Origin of the sequence: Rhodoplanes roseus, assembly GCF_003258865.1 — a bacterium.
Taxonomy (GTDB): domain Bacteria; phylum Pseudomonadota; class Alphaproteobacteria; order Rhizobiales; family Xanthobacteraceae; genus Rhodoplanes; species Rhodoplanes roseus.
In genome coordinates this window covers 1-659 of sequence record NZ_NPEX01000639.1, presented here as the reverse complement: position 1 = coordinate 659, position 659 = coordinate 1, and the positions used below count along the sequence as shown (strand labels likewise).

The 659-nt window shown below is 71.5% G+C and carries 1 protein-coding gene; it reads right to left on the bottom strand.

All coding sequences use genetic code 11. The features are described from left to right. Positions 1-659 (bottom strand): glycoside hydrolase family protein (locus CH341_RS34740; RefSeq protein WP_425376232.1); only part of this gene is annotated, 659 nt, incomplete at both ends.

Here is a 659-nt window from a genome sequence, read left to right as displayed (position 1 = left end):
GAAACTCCGCCGATCGGCGGAGTTTTCGGAGCCGGGGCGGCCTGGGCGGCGAGGCCGTCCTCGAACAGCTTTGCCTCGCGGTCGCGACGGGTCAGCAGCCCGTCGAGCCCCTTTCCCTTCCAGATCCGCTTCATCGCGCGGATCAGCGCGGGAACGGCTGCGAAGTCCCGCTGCGCCATAGCCGCCTTGATCGCCCGCATCTCGGTGTAGCGATCGCCGTCCCGCCCGAACGACGCTCCGCGGTTGAAGGTGAGCGACACCAGGGCGCCGAAGCAGTGGGGGTGCAGCGCGTCACAGTTCGGGAGCGCGTTGCGCACCGTCGCCTCCCAGCGCGGCACGACGCAATCGCGGTGCACGGCGATCGCCGTCTCCCACGGGACGTCGACGAGATGCCTGATCGCCGCGGTCGCGTCCTTGCCGTCCTGCCCGGTCCTGCCGGCGACGGCCACCATGGCGGCGAGCATGTCGTCCGGCACGCGGCCGCGCCAATCGGCCTCGATGGTGCTGCGCGCCGTCTGCCCCAGGTCGTAGCCGATCCCGACGGTCGCGCCGGACTCCTCCCCCGGCCAGGTCGGCCGCCGGTACTGCCGCTCGTAGGTCGCGCGGTCGGTCACTTCGTCGCCGACGATGTCGTCGAACGCACGGTCCGAGATGCGCAT